The sequence below is a fragment of the Achromobacter sp. SX5 genome (assembly GCF_056711425.1).
Map to the genome: position 1 here is coordinate 2339372 of NZ_CM160041.1, position 16996 is coordinate 2356367.

The 16996-nt window shown below is 69.3% G+C and carries 16 protein-coding genes; 11 read left to right on the forward strand and 5 right to left on the reverse strand.

All coding sequences use genetic code 11. The features are described 5' to 3' along the window. The first annotated feature begins 26 nt into the window (after positions 1-26). The 5 genes from AC1M14_RS11090 to AC1M14_RS11110 all read left to right on the forward strand — a co-directional run bounded on the left by AC1M14_RS11090 (position 27) and on the right by AC1M14_RS11110 (position 5261). The gene (locus AC1M14_RS11090; protein ID WP_479731571.1) at positions 27-482 is read left to right on the forward strand and encodes a phosphonopyruvate decarboxylase; all 456 of its coding nucleotides are present in this window, start codon (positions 27-29) and stop codon (positions 480-482) included. A gap of 9 nt (positions 483-491) precedes the next feature. After that, positions 492-1094, forward strand: coding sequence for a thiamine pyrophosphate-dependent enzyme (locus AC1M14_RS11095; protein WP_246842353.1), 603 nt, complete (start codon positions 492-494; stop codon positions 1092-1094). 31 nt (positions 1095-1125) lie between these two features. Next, entirely contained in the window at positions 1126-2556 is a 1431-nt protein-coding gene (locus tag AC1M14_RS11100) for an aldehyde dehydrogenase family protein (RefSeq protein WP_479731572.1), read from the forward strand. Positions 2557-2607: 51 nt separating this feature from the next. Further along, a complete protein-coding gene (locus AC1M14_RS11105; RefSeq protein ID WP_111824852.1) occupies positions 2608-3522 on the forward strand; it encodes an NAD(P)-dependent oxidoreductase in 915 nt (304 codons plus the stop codon). A 113-nt stretch (positions 3523-3635) separates the two neighbouring features. Continuing rightward, positions 3636-5261 carry a methyl-accepting chemotaxis protein gene (locus tag AC1M14_RS11110; RefSeq protein ID WP_102772031.1) on the forward strand — a complete coding sequence of 542 codons (1626 nt, stop codon included), beginning with the start codon at positions 3636-3638 and terminating at the stop codon, positions 5259-5261. A 4-nt stretch (positions 5262-5265) separates the two neighbouring features. Here the strand turns inward: AC1M14_RS11110 and AC1M14_RS11115 are convergent, their stop codons facing one another. Both AC1M14_RS11115 and AC1M14_RS11120 read right to left on the reverse strand, forming a co-directional pair. Continuing rightward, complete coding sequence (locus tag AC1M14_RS11115) at positions 5266-6243, reverse strand: tripartite tricarboxylate transporter substrate binding protein BugE (RefSeq protein WP_209165948.1); 978 nt, start codon at positions 6241-6243, stop codon at positions 5266-5268. A gap of 19 nt (positions 6244-6262) precedes the next feature. After that, positions 6263-7204 (reverse strand): alpha/beta hydrolase, encoded by a 942-nt coding sequence (locus AC1M14_RS11120; protein ID WP_102772029.1) that lies wholly within the window; start codon positions 7202-7204, stop codon positions 6263-6265. A 102-nt stretch (positions 7205-7306) separates the two neighbouring features. Between AC1M14_RS11120 and AC1M14_RS11125 the strand changes: the two genes are divergently transcribed. The 5 genes from AC1M14_RS11125 to AC1M14_RS11145 all read left to right on the forward strand — a co-directional run bounded on the left by AC1M14_RS11125 (position 7307) and on the right by AC1M14_RS11145 (position 12808). After that, positions 7307-8224, forward strand: coding sequence for a LysR family transcriptional regulator (locus AC1M14_RS11125; protein WP_102772028.1), 918 nt, complete (start codon positions 7307-7309; stop codon positions 8222-8224). Between the two features lie 111 nt (positions 8225-8335). Then, positions 8336-9805 (forward strand): M20 family metallopeptidase, encoded by a 1470-nt coding sequence (locus AC1M14_RS11130; protein WP_479731574.1) that lies wholly within the window; start codon positions 8336-8338, stop codon positions 9803-9805. Continuing rightward, positions 9802-10359: a DUF1415 domain-containing protein gene (locus AC1M14_RS11135; protein WP_479731575.1), complete on the forward strand. Its 558-nt coding sequence runs from the start codon at positions 9802-9804 to the stop codon at positions 10357-10359. Before AC1M14_RS11130 ends, AC1M14_RS11135 begins: the two co-directional genes overlap by 4 nt. 154 nt (positions 10360-10513) lie before the next feature. Further along, on the forward strand, positions 10514-11500 hold the full coding sequence (locus AC1M14_RS11140) for a Bug family tripartite tricarboxylate transporter substrate binding protein (protein ID WP_111824854.1): 987 nt from the start codon (positions 10514-10516) through the stop codon (positions 11498-11500). A 9-nt stretch (positions 11501-11509) separates the two neighbouring features. Beyond that, complete coding sequence (locus AC1M14_RS11145) at positions 11510-12808, forward strand: acyl-CoA thioester hydrolase/BAAT C-terminal domain-containing protein (protein WP_479731576.1); 1299 nt, start codon at positions 11510-11512, stop codon at positions 12806-12808. Positions 12809-12856: 48 nt separating this feature from the next. On the opposite strand, the gene AC1M14_RS11150 is transcribed toward AC1M14_RS11145, so the two are convergent. Genes AC1M14_RS11150 through AC1M14_RS11160 form a run of 3 tightly spaced genes read right to left on the reverse strand, consistent with a single transcriptional unit; the run spans position 12857 to position 15977 of the window. Further along, complete coding sequence (locus AC1M14_RS11150; protein ID WP_102772023.1) at positions 12857-13828, reverse strand: Bug family tripartite tricarboxylate transporter substrate binding protein; 972 nt, start codon at positions 13826-13828, stop codon at positions 12857-12859. 3 nt (positions 13829-13831) lie between these two features. Beyond that, on the reverse strand, positions 13832-14284 hold the full coding sequence (locus AC1M14_RS11155) for a cupin domain-containing protein (RefSeq protein ID WP_102772022.1): 453 nt from the start codon (positions 14282-14284) through the stop codon (positions 13832-13834). A gap of 10 nt (positions 14285-14294) precedes the next feature. Next, positions 14295-15977, reverse strand: coding sequence for an alkaline phosphatase family protein (locus AC1M14_RS11160; protein ID WP_479731577.1), 1683 nt, complete (start codon positions 15975-15977; stop codon positions 14295-14297). Positions 15978-16089: 112 nt separating this feature from the next. Between AC1M14_RS11160 and AC1M14_RS11165 the strand changes: the two genes are divergently transcribed. Further along, positions 16090-16995 carry a LysR substrate-binding domain-containing protein gene (locus AC1M14_RS11165; RefSeq protein ID WP_479731578.1) on the forward strand — a complete coding sequence of 302 codons (906 nt, stop codon included), beginning with the start codon at positions 16090-16092 and terminating at the stop codon, positions 16993-16995. Position 16996 lies beyond the last annotated feature (1 nt).

Below are 16996 nucleotides of genomic sequence, written 5' to 3' on the forward strand. Positions count from 1 at the left end.
ACTTGAAGGAAGCCGGCATTACGCAAATGGCGTACGTGCCCGACGCCGGGCACGGCCGGCTGATCAAGCTGTTCGAGGCGGACCCCGACGTGGAAGCGATTTCGCTCACCACCGAAGAAGAAGGCGTGGCGATGCTGGGCGGGGCCTGGCTGGGCGGGGCCAAGGGCGTGCTGCTGATGCAGTCCAGCGGCGTGGGCAACTGCATCAATATGCTGGCGTTGACGCAGGAGTGCCGCATGCCCTTGCTGTGCCTGGTCACCATGCGCGGCGAATGGGGCGAGTTCAATCCCTGGCAATGTCCCATGGGCCAGTCGGCCGTGGCGGCGCTGGAAGCGGCGGGCGTCTACGTGCAGCGCGTCGACCGCGGCGAGGACGCGCCCGAAACGGTGCGGGCGGCCAGCCTGCTCGCGTTCAATTCGAACCGGGCGGTGGCCGTGGTGATTTCCCAGCGCGTGCTGGGCATCAAGAACTTCAGCAAGTAGGACGGGACCATGCAGATGAACGCGACGGCGACGATGAACCGGCGGGCGGCGGTGGCCCGCATACTCGACAGGCGCGGCGACGCGCTGGTGGTGGCCAGCCTGGGCAATCCCACATACGACACGTCGGCCGCGGGCGACGACGAGCGCAATTTCTACGTCTGGGGCGCGATGGGCGGGGCCTGCATGGTGGCCTTCGGCCTGGCGCTGGCGCAGCCCGGCCGGCAGGTGCTGGCCTTCGTCGGCGACGGCGAAATGATGATGGGCCTGGGCTCGCTCGCCACCATAGGGGTGCGCGCGCCCTCGAACCTGAAGATCATCGTGATCGACAACGAGCACTACGGCGAGACCGGCATGCAGCCGGCGCATTCGGGGCGCGGCGTGGACATCGCCGGCGTGGCGCGCGCCTGCGGCATCGCGGACGCGGCCACGGTGCGCAGCGAGGCGGAGCTGTCGGACCGCATTCCGGCCCTGCGCGAACCGGGCCTGCAATGCCTGGTGTTAAAAGTGTCTTCGGCGCCCGAGCCCGGCAGCCTGCCGCCGCGCGACGGTCCCTATCTCCGGTCGCGCTTTCGCGAGGCGGTGCTGGGCAAGGGCAAGGGCGGCCACGCGTGAAACGATCAAAGACCATAACTAGGAGCAGACAGTGACGCAGAAAGCAAACTACATCGGCGGCGCCTGGGTGGAAGGCCCCGATGCGATCGAGAACCTCAACCCGGCGGACCCCGCGGACGTGATCGGCCTGTACGCCAGCGCCGACCAGGCGCAGATGCGCCAGGCGGTGCAGGCCGCGCGCGACGCCGCGCCCGCCTGGGAGCGCAGCAGCACGCAGCTGCGCAGCGACATCCTGTTCCGCGCGGCCAACGAAATCCTGGCGCGCAAGGAAGAGCTGGGCGCCCTGGTCTCGCGCGAGGCCGGCAAGACCCTGGCCGACGGGGTGGGCGAGGTGATGCGCGCCGGACAGGTGTTCCAGTTCTTCGCCGGCGAGGCGGTGCGCTACGGCGGCGAAAACCTGCCCTCCGTGCGCCCGGACATCGGCGTGCAGATCAGCCGCCATCCGGTGGGCGTGGTGTCCATGATCACGCCCTGGAATTTTCCCATCGCGATCCCGGCCTGGAAGATCGCGCCGGCCCTGGCCTTCGGCAACACGGTGGTGCTCAAGCCTTCCGAACACACGCCCGGCGCGGCCTGGGAACTGTTCGCCATCCTGGAGCGCGCCGGCCTGCCGGCGGGCGTGGCCAACCTGGTCAACGGCTATGGCGCGGCGGCGGGCCAGGCGCTGCTCGACGGCGCAGACGCCGTGAGCTTCACCGGCAGCGTGGCCACCGGCCGCAAGATCGCCGCCGGCGCCAGCGAACGCATGATGCGGGTGCAGCTGGAGATGGGCGGCAAGAACCCGCTGGTGGTGCTGGACGACGCGGACCTGGACGTGGCGGTGGAGTGCGCGCTCAACGGCGCCTTCTATTCGGCCGGCCAGCGCTGCACCGCGTCCAGCCGGCTGATCGTGGCCGACGGCATCCACGACCGCTTCGTGCAGGCCCTGACCGACAGGATGCGCAAGCTGGTGGTGGGCGATCCGCGCACCGCCGGCACGCAGATCGGCCCGGTCATCAACGCCGCCCAGCTGGAGAAGATCCTGGGCTACATCGAGCTGGGCCGCAGCGAGGGCGCCACCCTGGCCGAAGGCGGCACGCGCGCCGAGGCGGCCACGGCCGGCCATTTCCTGCGTCCGACCCTGTTCACCGAAAGCAGCAACGCCATGCGCATCAACCAGGAGGAGATCTTCGGCCCGGTGGCCGCGGTGATCCGGGTGTCGGGCTACGACGAGGCGCTGCAGGTCGCCAACGACACGGCTTTCGGCCTGTCCTCGGGCATCTGCACCACCTCGCTCAAGCACGCCAACCACTTCCGGCTGAACGTGCGCAGCGGCCTGACCATGGTGAACCTGCCCACCGCCGGCCTGGACTACCACGTGCCCTTCGGCGGCGTGAAGGCGTCGAGCTTCGGCCCGCGCGAACAGGGCCGCTACGCCGTGGACTTCTACACCTCGACCAAGACGGCCTACATCGGCTATTGAGCAACCGCGCGACACGATCGGCGCTCGAACGCCGACAGAGAGGAGACTGGCATGGAAAAAATCGGTTTCATCGGCTTGGGACGCATGGGCAAGTCCATGGCGCTGAACCTGCGCAAGGCGGGGTTCGAGCTCGTGGTCCTGGACATCAACCGGCAGGCCATGGAGGAGCTGGCGGCGGCCGGCGCCGCCCAGGGCAAGGACGTGGCCGACGTGGCGCGGCGCTGCGCGGTCATCATCACGATGCTGCCCTCGTCCAAGGAGGTCGAGCAGGTGGCGCTGGGCGAGGGCGGGATCTTCGCCAACGCCGCCCGCGGCAGCGTGCTGATGGACATGAGCACGATCGATCCGCTGGCCACCGACCGCCTGCAGGAACAGGCGCTGGCCCACGGCATGACGGTGGTGGACGCGCCCGTCGGGCGCCTGGCCGAACATGCCGACCGCGGCGAATCGCTCTTCATGGTGGGCGCCGGCGACGCCGATTTCGAGCGCGTCAAGCCGCTGCTCGACGCCATGGGCACCACCACCTACCACTGCGGCCCGGTGGGCGCGGGCGGGCGCACCAAGCTGGTCAACAACTACGTCGCGGTCACGCTGTGCCAGGTCAACGCCGAGGCGCTGGCGCTGTCGCAGCGCTTCGGCCTGGACATCACCAAGACCCTGCAGGTGCTCTACGGCACGTCCGCTTCCAACGGCCAGCTGCGCATGAACTTCCCCAACAAGGTGCTGGTTGGCGACACCACGCCCGGATTCACCATCGACCTGGCGCACAAGGATATGTCCCTGGTGGTCGGCGCCGCGCACGCCGCCAAGGTGCCGATGCCGGTCGCCGCGGCCGTGCATGAGTCGTTCAGCCTGGCGCGCGCCGGCGAATTCGGCGGGATCGACTTCTCCGGCATCGCCGACGCCATCTGCCATTTCGCGCAGATCGACAAGCCGCGCGTGCCGCAAGGGTGGAAGCCGGCCTGAACGGCGCGCCGGAAGGGGGGGAGGATATGTAACTCAATGAGATATTTAACTTTTCATTGCAGTGCGCCGTTATAGGGGAAGCTTTACGCAACCCCCCGGAGTTCCTCCCCCTCATGTTCAAGAATTTAAGTATCCGCGCGGTCTTGACGACCGCTTTAGTCGTTTTCTTCACGCTTTTCCTGGTGACCGGCATCGCGGTCTACCAGCAGCTCACCTCCAACCGCAACTCCATCGAACGCCTGCTGGAAACCAACCTGGTCCGCGCCAACGCCGTGGACGGCGCCGCCAGCGAGCTGCTGCGCGCCCGGCTGGTGCTGGTGGCCGCGCAGACCGCGCTGATGGAAGGCAAGCGCATCGACAACCTGGCCAGCATGCAGCGCCTGGACCGCTACACCAAAGAGGCCGCCGACCTGATCCAGACCGCGCGCCAGACGCCCGAGACCACGGCCGAAGGCAAGCCGCTGTTCGACGCCGCGCTGGCGGCCTATGACGTCTACCACCGCGACGCCATCGTGCCCATGATCGCGGCCATCCGCGCCGGCAACGCCCAGGAGGCCGGCCGCCTGAACCTGGAAAAAGTCACGCCGCTGGGCCTGAATTTCACCGCCGCCATCCAGAAATACCTGGATTACGCCGACGAAGTCGGCCAGCGCGTGGCGCGCGAGGCCTCGGCCCGCATCAACGGCGCCATCGCGCTGCTGATCGGCCTGCTGGCCGTGGTGGGCGTGCTGGTGGTGGGCCTGTACGTGGTGTTCGCGCGCGCGGTGTTCCGCCCGCTGCACGAGGCCGGCCGCCTGTTCGACCGCATCGCCGCGGGCGACCTGACCAACCGCATCGAGCAGCGCGGCAACAATGAAATCGGCGCGCTGTACGGCACCGTCAAGCGCATGCAGGACAGCCTGGCGCGCACCGTGTCGGCCGTGCGCCTGGGCGTCGAGGAAATCCATACCGGCGCGCGCGAGATCGCCGCCGGCAACATCGACCTGTCCTCGCGCACCGAGCAGCAGGCCGCGTCGCTGGAGGAAACCGCCGCCAGCATGGACGAACTCTCGTCCACCGTGCGCAACAACGCCGAAAGCTCGCGCAGCGCCTCGGAACTGGCCACGGCCGCTTCCGAAGTGGCCGCGCGCGGCGGACGCGCCGTGGGCGACGTGGTCGGCACCATGCGCGGCATCGCCGACAGCTCCAACCGCATCGCCGACATCGTCGGCGTGATCGACGGCATCGCCTTCCAGACCAACATCCTGGCGCTGAACGCCGCGGTGGAAGCCGCGCGCGCCGGCGAGCAGGGCAAGGGCTTCGCGGTCGTGGCCAGCGAAGTGCGCGCGCTGGCCCAGCGCAGCGCCGCCGCCGCCAAGGAAATCAAGGGATTGATCGACGATTCGGTGCAGAAGGTGTCGGTCGGCTCGGACCAGGTGGAGGCCGCCGGCGCCACCATGCAGGAGATCGTGAGTTCGGTGCGCCGGGTGACGGACATCATCAACGAGATCTCCAGCGCGTCCGAGGAACAGTCGCAAGGGATCCAGCAGGTCAACCAGGCGGTGTCGCAGATGGACAGCGTGACGCAGCAGAACGCGGCGCTGGTCGAGCAGGCCGCCGCGTCCGCCGCCTCGCTGGAAACCCAGGCCCAGCGCCTGCGCGAGGCCGTGGCGGTGTTCAAGCTGCAGGCCGGCCGCGTGATCGACGCCGAGGCGCCGGCCGTGGGCCGCAGCGCCGAGCCGGCGCTGCTGGGGGCCTGAGTCCTTACTGATCCAGCTGGATGCTGGCGTCGGCCGCGACGTTCTTCCACTTCTTCACGTCGCGGGCGATCAGGGCCTGGAAGTCCTCGGACGTGCCGGCCACGACCGTGCCGCCCAGGCTGGCCATCTTGGCCTTGACCTGCGGGTCGTTCAGCGCCTTGACCGAGGCGTCGTGCAGCACCTTCTTCACGTCGTCCGGCAGGCCCTTGGGCGCCAGCAGGCCGTTCCAGGCATTGGCTTCATAGCGCGGCAGGCCGGCTTCCTTGAAGGTCGGCGTGTCGGGCAGCTCGGGCGAGCGCTGGTCCGCGGCGACTGCGATGGCGCGGATCTGGCCGCTCTTGATGTACGGCAGCGACGCCGGCAGCGGTTCCCAGATCATCGACACCTGGCCGCTGATCACGTCGGTGAAGGCCGGGCCGGCGCCGCGGTAGGCGATGTGCATGAGCCCGGCGCCGGTCATCGACTTCATCAGCTCCATGGCCAGGTTGCCCAGGCCGCCCGCGCCCGACGAGGCGTAGGTGTACTTCTGCGGATCGGCCTTGGCCGCGGCGACCAGGCCCTGCAGGTCGGCCGCCGGAAAGTCCTTGGTGACGCTGAGCACGCCCGGCACGGTCACCAGCTGGGTGATGGCGGTGAAGTCCTGCGCGGCGTCGTAGCTCAGGTTCTTGTAGACCGCCGGGTTGGTGCCGTGGGTGCTGGACGAGGCCAGCAGCAGGATGTAGCCGTCGGGCGCCGAGTCGGCGACGAAGCGGGTGCCGATCGAGCCGCCCGCGCCGGCCTTGTTCTCCACCACCACGGTGGCGCCGAGTTCCGTGCCCAGCTGCGCGGCGAACACGCGGCCGATGATGTCGGCGGTGCCGCCGGGCGCGAACGGCACGATCATGCGGATCGGCTTGTCGGGATAGCCGCCGCCCGGCTGGGCCGCGGCCAGCGAGGCGCCGCTCATGAACGCCAGGGCGATCGCGATTTTCTTCAGTGTCATCAGTGTCTCCAGAGCAAGGTTAGTCGAGGCGTGCGAGCCAGTCGACGATGAGTTCGGCGATGCGGTCGCTGTTGCGGTCCAGCATGCAGAAATGCGAATTGCCGGCGATGCCGGCGGCGGGCAGGTCCAGCACGTCGGCGCGCTGGCCGGCCTGGCGCAGCGCGCGCCAATAGGCGTCGGTCTGGGCGCGGTAGCGCTGCCAGGCGGCGCTGGCGCCGAAGTGGTCGGCCCACACCAGCAGCTGCGGGGGCAGGGAGGCGGCCGCGGCGGCCGGCGTGCCGGTGGGCTCGACCGCCACCAGCGCGCGGATCGAACCGGAATATTCGTGGGCCAGCTGCGTGGCGTAGCCGCCGCCCTGGCTGTGGCCGATGACGATGCAGGGGCCGGCCAGATCCAGCAGGCGGCGGTAGCCGTCCAGCGCCATGGCTTCGTGGCCCAGCCAGCGCGGCACGAACTGCTTGGCGAAGGTATCGAAGGCTTCCAGCGGAAACTGCTGCGCGGGGTGGGCGCGGCGCGCCGCGTAGCCGTCGGCCGGGCCGATGCGGAACAGGTGCCAGGCCTCTTCCTTGGAACGGAAGATCGGCGCCGATCCGTAGATCTGCGGAAACATCGTCCATGAGGCCCGGCCGCGTTCCGGCGCGTCGGCCACGAACACGTCGTAGCCGGCTTGCAGCAGACGCCACAGCCAGCCCTGGCGGCCGTCGGGCGTGCTTTCCCACTGCGCGCCGGTCATGCCGCCGCCGTGCCACAGCAGCACGGGGTAGGGGTGGCGGGGCCGCGCCAGCCGGTATTCCTGCGCGTAGAGCTGGCCGGCGCAATAGCTGCCGTTCATGTCGATCGGCCGCGGCGCGGCATTGCCCACGACAGGCTTGCTCAGCACCGGCAGGCCGTGGACCGCGGCGTCTTGGCCGCCCAGGAAATGGCTGCGCAGGGATTTCAGCAGGACAGGGGAGTCGGACATCGGCGCTTCCAGGAAAGATGCCGGAATGCTAGTTGCGCCCGCCCAGGGGTTTGTGCAAAATGCGCAGCCACTGTGCCGGAACGGCACAATGGGAAAAACGGCATGGACATCAAATGGCTGGAAGACTTCGTGGCGCTGTCGAAGTCGCGCAACCTGCTGCGCGCCGCGCAGGCGCGCAACGTGACGCACCCGGCTTTCGGGCGCCGCATCAAGGCGCTGGAGGACTGGGCCGGCGTGCCGCTGGTCGAGCGCGGCCATCAGGTCTCCACGCTCAACGCCGCGGGCCGCAGCATGCTGGCGGCGGCCGTCGAAGTCCTGGAGATCCTGCGCGAAACGCGCGAGGGACTGCAAAAGCCGGAGCTGCAGCGCGCCCGCAGGATCGTCATCGCCTCGGGCAAGACGCTGGCGCATTCTGTGCTGCCGGGGCTCATGGCCAGCGTCGAGCGCGGCATGGAGCCGTTCCAGCTGAAAGTGGTCACCACCACCCTGAACTACGGCGTCGACATGCTGGTGGATGGCGAGGTCGATTTCCTGCTGTGCCACGCGCACGAGCCGCTCTACGCCCGGATAGACAACGCCGGCTACCGCTGCCGGCGCGTGGGCGCCGACCGGCTGGTGGCCGTCAGCGCGCCGCTGGCGGCGGGCAGCCGCCACCCGCGCCATGCGGTGCCCAGGCTGGCCTCGGACCCGGCGGTGCCGTTCCTGGCGTACGCCGACAGCATGTCGCTGGGCCGCATCCTGGGCGACCGGCTGCGCGGCCTGTGCGTGCCGGCGCTGTTGCAGACCCGCTATGAATCGGACCTGGCCGACGCGCTGCACGCCATGGCCCGTCAGGGCTTCGGCCTGGCCTGGCTGCCCCACACGCTGGTCGAGGCCGACCTGCGCGCCGGCACGCTGGTGCGCGCCGACAGCGCGCGCAACGACGTCCACATGGAAATCCGGCTGTACCAGTCGGTGGACAACGCCAAGCCGCTGGCCCGGCAGGTGTGGGGCCGCATCGAGGCCTACGCGGCCAGGTAGCGGCGCCTTTTGCGCGCGGGCGCTTCAAATAGGGGACGAAAGCTGCCGGCGGCGCGGCGCTGGGCATAAAATACCGCTTTGCCCATCTTTCCCGACCACAGGATCACCGCCATGAACGCCCGCATCCCCGAAGACGCGCTTCCTCCCACTCTCGATCCGCAGGCTTTGCAGGCTTTCGTGGACGCCAAGTGGGACAACGAGATCATCCCGGCCCTGACCGACTACATCGCCATCCCGGCCAAGAGCCCGGCCTTCGATGCGGACTGGGAAAAGAACGCCTTCATCGAACGCGTGGTGCGCGACGCCGCGCAATGGGTCGAGGCGCATAAGGTCTCGGGCCTGAAACTGGAAGTGGTGCGCCTGCCGGGCCGCACCCCGGTGATTTTCTTCGACGCGCCCGCCACCCGCAGCGACAACGGCGACACCGTGCTGCTGTACGGCCACCTGGACAAGCAGCCCGAATTCTCCGGCTGGCGCGCCGGCCTGGGCCCGTGGACCCCGAAGTACGAAGACGGCAAGCTCTATGGCCGCGGCGGCGCCGACGACGGCTATGCGGTGTACGCCTCGCTGACCGCCATCATGGCGCTGGACAAGCAGGGCATCCCGCGCCCACGCTGCGTGGGCATCGTCGAAACCTGTGAGGAATCCGGCAGCTACGACCTGCTGCCCTACGTGGACGCGCTGCGCGATCGCCTGGGCAACGTGGCGCTGGTGGTGTGCCTGGATTCGGGTGCGGGCAACTACGACCAGCTCTGGATGACGACCTCGCTGCGCGGCATGGTGTCGGGCACGCTGGAAGTGCAGGTGCTGGACGAGGGCGTGCACTCGGGCGACTCCAGCGGCGTGGTGCCGTCGTCGTTCCGCATCCTGCGCCATCTGCTGGACCGCCTGGAAGACAGCGCCACCGGCCGCCTGCTGCCGCAAAGCCTGCATTGCGAAATTCCCTCCGAGCGCATCGAGCAGGTGCACGCCACCGCGCGCATCCTGGGCGACGAGGTCTGGCGCCGTTTTCCCTGGAGCTGCGGCGCCGACGGCGGCTTCGTGCTGCCCATGACGACCGAGCCCGAAGAGGCGCTGCTCAACCGCACCTGGCGCCCGACCCTGTCGGTGACCGGCGCCGAAGGCCTGCCGCCGCTGTCGAGCGCCGGCAACGTGCTGCGTCCGCGCACCGCCTTCAAGCTGTCGCTGCGCCTGCCGCCGCTGGTCGACGCCGTGGCCGCCTCGCAGGAGATCAAGGCGCTGCTGGAAGCCGACGCGCCCTACAACGCCAAGGTCATCTTCAAGGCCAACGAAGGCGCGGCCACCGGCTGGAACGCGCCGGCCTCCGAGCAATGGCTGACCCAGGCGCTGGACGCGGCCTCGCAGCAGTACTACGGCGCGCCCTGCGGCTACATCGGCCAGGGCGGCACCATCCCGCTGATGAGCATCCTGCAGAAGGGCTTCCCCAAGGCCCAGTTCATGGTCTGCGGCGTGCTGGGGCCGAAGTCCAACGCCCACGGCCCCAACGAATTCCTGCACGTGCCCTACGGCAAGAAGCTCACCGCCGCGGTGGCCCAGACGATGGCGGCGATGCCCGTATGATTTCCACCTCCGACGCCTACGCCAACGTCGTCGCCGAAACGCGGCACTGGCTGAACCAGGCCGTGATCGGCCTGAACCTCTGTCCCTTCGCCAAGGCGGTGCAGGTCAAGGACCAGATCCGCTTCGCGGTCAGCGACGCCACCGACGCCGAGGGCGTGCTGACCGACCTGCAGGACGAACTGGCGCTGCTGGCCGAGGCCGATCCGGAAAAGATCGACACCACGCTGCTCATCGTTCCGGACGCGCTGGACGACTTCCTGGAGTTCAACGACTTCGAGGACCTATCGGACCGCCTGCTCAAGCGAATGCGCCTGGTGGGCGAACTGCAGGTAGCGACCTTCCACCCGCAGTTCCAGTTCGCCGATACGCAGCCGGACGACATCTCCAACTACACCAACCGCTCGCCGTATCCCATCCTGCACCTGCTGCGCGAAGCCAGCATCGACCGGGCGGTGGAGTCCTTCCCGGACGCCGCCGAGATCTACGAGAAGAACATCGACACCATGAACCGGCTGGAGCTGGAGGGGTGGAAGAAGCTCATGGCCAAGCCCTGATCGGGCTGGATCGCATACGAAGTACCGTCAGGCGGAATATGCTTCCCTGACGACCTCGGGATACCCCGAGTAGCTCCGGCGTAAAACTGCATACAACATACGTTCTCCGAGACCGTCTGCCCCTCGGGCGGACGGCTCCCGCCTGGAGAGCCGTATGCGATTCACCCGCCGCCATGCCCTGGGCGCGCTCGCCGCGCTGCCGCTGATCCCGCGCCCGTCCTGGGCGCAGGACGACTTCCCGACCCGCCCCGTGCGCCTGCTGGTGGGCTTTGCCCCGGGCGGGTTGACCGACATCGCCGCGCGCGCCCTGGCCGAGCGCATGGGCAAGACGCTCAAGCAGAGCGTGGTGGTGGAGAACCGCCCCGGCGGCCAGGCCATCATCGCCACCGTGGCGGTGGCGCGCGCCGAGCCGGACGGCTACACGCTGGGCTTTGCCGGCACCAATGGCATGATCCTCAACCCGCTGCTGTACAACAACCTGCCGTACCAGCAGTCGGACTTCAAGCAGCTGGGGTCGATGGGCAAGTCGCCCATGCTGCTGATCGTCAATCCTGCGCTGGGCGTGAAGACCGTGCAGGAGTTCATCTCCCTGGCCAGGAAGAAGCCCGGCGACATCACTTGCGCGCACGCCGGGCGCGGCGTGATCAACCACCTGGCGCTGCTGCATTTCCAGTCCAAGACCGGCACCCAGTTCCAGGACGTGCCGTACAAGGGCAGCGGCCCGGCGCTGCTGGACCTGATGGCCGGCACCGTGCAGAGCTCTTTCGATTTTCCGACCTCGGCGCTGCCCAACATCAAGTCCGGCAAGCTGCAGGTGCTGGCCGTCACCGCCGACAAGCGCCTGTCCAGCCTGCCCGACGTGCCCACCATGAAGGAGGCGGGCGTGGACGGCTTCGAGCTGTACACCCGCATGATGATTTCCGGCCCGGCCGCCATGCCGCCGGCCGTGGTCAAGAAGCTGGAGCATGCGGTGCGCGAAGGCACGCGCGACCCCGGCCTGGTGCAGCAGTTCGCGGAGCAGGGCGTGACGGTCGAGTTCACGTCATCGGCCGACCTGGACCGCGTCATCGCCGAGGAGTCCGCCATGTGGGCCCAGGTCATCAAGGCCAACGGCGTGCCCCGTACCGATCTCAAGAGCTAAGGAGCCGCCGTGAGCGAACCGCCCCGCATCACCGTCAGTCCCGAACGCGCCCTGATCGACGTGGCGCGCGACATCCGCATCGACGGATTCCCGGCCTATGCCTTCGTCACCGTGACGGCCAGCATGCGGATGTGCGGCGCCGCGTGGCGCTCGCAGGCCGTGTTCATGGCCGGCCATGACGGCAGCCTGGACCTGTCGCGCGACTGCCCGGTGTCGGGCAGCTACGCCGAGCCCTCGGCCATGGGCCTGGTCTGGTCCATGAGCTGCTGCGACATGGAACGCGTGGTGTTCCCGCCGGACCGCACCGACGCGCTGGCGATCGACATCGAGGCCAGCGACGGCCGCCGCAGCGCCCGCGCGCAGCTGGTGCAGGAATTCCTGGCCGAAGGCGTGAGCCACCGCGCGGTGCGCGAGCAGGTCGGCGGCATGACGCTGTCGGGCGAGCTCTACACCCCGGCCGGCCCCGGCCCGCATCCGCTGGTGATCTACATGAACGGCTCGTCCGGCGGCGTCAACGCGCCGCGCGCGGCGCTGTTCGCGGCCCGCGGCTACCAGTGCCTGGCGCTGGCCATCTTCAACTACGAAGGCCGGCCCAAGTACCTGAACGACATGCCGCTGGAATATTTCGAGCATGCGCTGCGCTGGGCCCGCGCCGAGCTGGCGCCGCGCGACGGCTTCGTGGCGCTGTCGGGCATCAGCCGCGGCGGCGAGACCTCGCTGCTGGTGGCCTCGCACTACCCGGAGCTGGTCAGCGCGGTGGTGGCCTACGTGCCGTCGCCGGTGATGCACGGCGTGGTCAGCGCCGGCGCGCCCGGCACCGGCCGCGACGCGCAGGTCTGGACCAAGGCCGGCGAGCCGCTGCCGCACCTGTGGCAGGACAACGCCAGCGCGGACTGGGAGGCGGCCTACGCCTCGGACCCGCCGTACCGCCAGACCCATGCTTTTCTCAGCGCCACGCGCGACAGCGCGGCGTTCGAGCGCGCCCGCATTCCGGTCGAAAACTATCCCGGCCCGATCATGCTGGTCAGCGCCTCGGACGACGGCTTCTGGCCCAGCACCGCCTATTCCGAGGTCGTCATGCGCCAGCGCCTGGCGCACGGCCTGCCGACCTTCCACCACGTCTGCATGGGGGCGGGGCACCACGTGCACTATCCCTACCTGCCCGCGACCCTCATCAGCAAGCCGCACGCCATGTCGGGCCTGCTGCTGGACGCCGGCGGATCGGCCAGCGCGAACGCCGCGGGCAACGAAGGTTCGTATCTGGCGGTGCTCGATTTCCTGGGACGGTCGGCAGGCGCGGCGCGCTAGGCGGGCCGGGCGGGCGGCCGCAGGCCTGGGCTGCGGCGCGCTGCGCCGTCATCCGTTGCGCAGCTTCCGTTCCGACACGAACGTCGACCAGCGCTGCAGCTCGCCCCGTATCAGCCCCGCGAATTCGGCCGGCGTGTTCGCGTCCGCGGCTTCCATGCCCAGGCCGGCGAGCTTGTCGCGCACCCCGGCCTCGGCCAGGATGGTCTGCATGGCGCCGTTCCATTTGGAGATCAGAGCCGGCGGCGTGCCCGCGGGCGCGACGATGCCTTCCCATTCCTTGAGGTTGAACGCCGGCACCCCGGCCTCGGCCAGCGTGGGCACGCCGGGGAGGGCGTCCATGCCGCCGTCGCGCGTGACGGCCAGCGCGCGCAACTTGCCGGACTGCGCCAGCGGCACGGCGACCGAGGCGGTGGCGAACATGGTCTGCACGTAGCCGCCCATGAGCGCCTGCGCCGCTTCCGCGGGTCCCTTGAACGGCACATGCAGCATGTCTATGCCCGCTGCCTGACAGAAGGCGGCGGCCAGCAGATGGGCGGGCGAGCCGTTGCCGCCGGAGCCATAGCTGAGTTTGCCGGGCTGGCGCCTGGCCTGTTCGACCAGGCCGCGGACGTCGGCATACTCGCTGCCCGGCGCCACCAGCAGGGCGTTGTACAGCCAGACCAGGTTCGCGATCGGCGCGAAGTCGCCATCCGTACGGTAGGACACCTTGCCGAACAGCGCCGGCAGCACGGTGTGGGTCAGGAACATGATGCCCACGGTGTAGCCGTCGGGGGCGCTGCGCGCCACGGCGTCCAGCCCTATCATGCCGGTCGCGCCGGGGCGGTTCTCGACCACCACCGGCTGGCCCCACAGGCGCTGCAGCCTTTCAGCGATGACGCGCGCGAGCACGTCGGGCGGGCTGGCCGCGGGCAGCGGCACGATGATGCGCACGGGCTTGTCCGGGTACGCGGCCCGGGCGGACCACGGCAAGGTACAGGCGAGGGCGCCGGACAGGCCCTTCAGTAGCGTGCGGCGGCGCATGGCTCAGGCCGCGGAAGAAACGGGCGGCATGAAGATCACGTCGTATTCCGGCGCCACCGCCACCACCTCGGCCGGACTCGACATGTTGTGGATGCGCCGGTAGAGCGCCAGCAGCTTGCCCGCGGGCGCGGCCCAGAACAGCGCGGTGGCGGTCATGCCGGAATTGTTGAAGAACGCATGCGGCACGCCGCGGGGCATGCGCACCAGGTCGCCCGGGCCGGCGGAAGTCTTCTTGCCGTCCAGGAGCAGGTCGATGCGGCCGTCCAGCACAAAGATGTATTCGTCCTGGTTCGGGTGCACGTGCGGCGGCACGAAGCTTTCTTCGGGAAACGTGGCGTGCCAGGAAATGCTGTCCAGGCTGACCTGCTTGGGCACGTACACCTGGCCCAGGATGTTCCAGGAAACGCCGTCCAGGCCGGTCTGGGCGCGGGTGATGTCGGGGGTTTCGAGAATCATGCGGCACTCCTCAGGATTGCGACAGCCGATCCAGCGTCGGCTTCACGAGCGGGTTGGATGATGCGAAACGGGGCTTGAACGACTGCCTGGCGCGGGCCAGATCGGCTTCGTCCCAATAGCCGATCAGGATGCCGCCTTCGGAAATGCGCGGCTGGACTTCGATGGATTCGATGGTGCCGTCGGCCACCGTGGCCCGCTGGCGCGGCTGGCGCGCCCAGCGGAACAGCAGTTCTTCCATGCGCCTGCGCACCGCCTCGTGCGCAGGCGAGGCGCCGAGGTCGACAAATTCCTGGGGGTCCTCCTGCAGGTCGTACAGCATCGGCCGGTAGCCTTCGGCCAGCACGTACTTCCAGCGTTCGTCGCGCACCATACGCAGCCAGGCCTGGCGCGCGGGCGTGCCCAGCGCGATGCGCGAATCCTGGAAGGCGTAGTCGTACTCGCAGATGACGTGGTCGCGCCAGTCCGACGGCGTCTGGCCGAACAGCAGGGGCCGCAGCGAACGGCCGTCCATGATGTGCGGCACCTGCACGCCGCCGCAGGCTTCCAGGAAGGTCGGCGCCAGGTCTATCGCTTCGACCATCGCCGCGCAGCGCGTGCCGCGGGCCGCGTCGGCGCGCGCGTCCGGGTCGTAGACGATCAGCGGCATGCGGATGACGGGCTCGTGGAACAGGTCTTTTTCGCCCATCCAGTGGTCGCCCAGATAGTCGCCGTGATCGGACGTGAACACGATCATGGTGTTGTCGAACAGGCCGCGCGCCTCCATGAAGCGGAACAGCACGCCGAGCTGGTCGTCGATCTGCTTGATCAGCCCCATGTAGCCGGGCATGACCGCCTCGCGCACGCCGGGCTCGGAGAAGGTCGCGGATACGCGATGCCGCATCATCGCCGCATACACCGGATGCGGATCGGCCCGTTCGGCCTCCGACCGCACCACCGGCAGCGCGTCCTGCGCGCTGTACATGCCGGCGTAGGGCGCCGGCGCCAGATAGGGCCAGTGCGGCTTGATGTAGGACAGGTGCAGGCACCAGGGCTGTTCGCCCGCCTCGCTGATGAAGTCCATCGCGCGACGCGTGATGTATGGCGTTTCCGAGTGCTCTTCGGGCACGCGCGCGGGCAGGTTGGAATACTTCAGGAACCAGCCCGAGCGTACCGTGCCGTCGGCATCCACGGCGGAATTGGCCCAGCATTCCCAGGGGTTGTCGCCTCCGTAGCCGTGCGCGCGCAGATAGTCGTTGTAGCGCGGGTCGGGGTCGTGGCCCGAGTACGGGTGGATGCCGTCGTCGCGTTCGTAGGCGTCGAAGCCGCATTCGGCGATGCGGCGGCCGATGACGGAGGCCGGGTCTATGCCCAGCCGCGACATGCCGGCCATGTCGGCGCGCATGTGGGTCTTGCCCACCAGCACGGAACGCACCCCGAGCGGGCGCAGGTGGTCGCCGATGGTCATCTCGCCGGCCTTCAGCGGGACGAAGTTCCAGCTGGCGCCATGCGCGTGCACATAGCGTCCGGTGTAGTAGCTCATGCGCGACGGGCCGCACACGGGCGACTGCACATAGGCGCGGTCGAAGATCACGCCGCGCGCGGCCAGCGCGTCCAGGTTCGGCGTCTTCAGCGTGGGATGGCCGAAACAGGAAAGATGGTCGTAGCGCAGCTGGTCGCACATGATGAAGAGAATGTTCTTCACGCCTCGGGTCATGCTAGGCTCCTGTCTCCGATGGGGCATGCAGGAATTCTATCGACGGCCTGCGCGCGCATCCCTTGAATTGTTTTGATGTCGATTACCGCAGGTAATCGGCCGGAGAGGCGGCTTGCGACTCCAGCATCTGAACCTGTTGCTCACCCTGGCCCGAACCGGCAGCATGCGCGCTGCCGCGCAGGTGCTGAACGTGTCGCAGCCGGCGCTGACCAAGTCGCTGCGCCAGCTGGAGGAAGAGGTGGGCGCCGAACTCGTGGTGCGCACCCCCAAGGGCGTGCGGCTGGCGCAGGCCGGCGAGATCCTCGCGGCGCGCGCGGCGGTGGTCATGCGCGAAATCGAGAAGGCCCACGAAGACCTGGCGTGGCATTTGCGCGGCGCCGAAGCCCAGGTGACGCTGGGCGTATCGCCCGCCGCCGCCATCCTGCTGGCCCCGGGCGCGGTGGCGCGCTATGGCGCGCGCTGGCCGCAGGTGCGGCTGCGGGTGCGCGACACGCTCTATCCGCAGGCGCTGGAGCGCATCCGTTCGGGCGAACTGGACATGGCGCTGGGTCCCCTGCCCGAGGCGGGCGGCGGCGGCGATCTGGCCGTGCAGCCGCTGTTCGAAAGCCAGTCGGTCATCGTCGCGCGGGCGTCGCATCCGCTGGCGCACGCCCGGCGCCTGAGCGAACTGGCCGAAGCCGCCTGGGTGCTGACCGGGCCGGCGCAGGGGCCGGGCGATCCCAGGGCGCTGTATGCCGACGAAGCGCAGGCGCGCGCGCTGCATCTGCAGCTCGAATGCGAGTCCTTTTCCACGCTGCTGGCGCTGATGCCGCAGCTGGACCTCATCGGCATCATGCCGCAGGGGTTCCTCGACCGTTACGGGCCGGCGCTGGACTTGGTGCGGCTGGACCTCGCCGATCCCTTGCCCAAGACCGTCATCTATGTGACCCACCGCGCCGATGCGCCGCTGACCGTGCCGGCGCGCCGCCTGCTGGACGCGTTGCTGGGCGAAGCCGCGCGGCTGGCCGGCCAGCGCTGAG